Genomic DNA, 388 nt, shown 5'->3' on the forward strand with positions numbered 1-388 from the left:
TCTGTTTACAGAAACACCTTCGGGTTGTGAGGTTAAGTGACTAAGCGTACACGGTGGATGCCTAGGCAGTCAGAGGCGATGAAGGGCGTGCTAATCTGCGAAAAGTGTCGGTAAGGTGATATGAACCGTTATAACCGGCAATACCCGAATGGGGAAACCCAGTGTGTTTCGACACACTATCGTATGGTGAATACATAGCCATACGAGGCGAACCGGGGGAACTGAAACATCTAAGTACCCCGAGGAAAAGAAATCAACCGAGATTCCCCTAGTAGCGGCGAGCGAACGGGGAACAGCCCAGAACCTGAATCAGTTCTTGTGTTAGTGGAAGCGTCTGGAAAGTCGCGCAGCAAAGGGTGATAGCCCCGTACACTAAAATGCATTAATT

1 rRNA gene is annotated in these 388 nt (G+C 49.5%); it reads left to right on the plus strand.

The window, feature by feature from the left end:
* Positions 1 to 30: 30 nt before the first annotated feature.
* Positions 31 to 388: ribosomal RNA gene (locus N6G83_RS54590) — 23S ribosomal RNA — on the plus strand; the annotation flags it as partial.

It is taken from the genome of Serratia sp. PL7 (assembly GCF_945957435.1).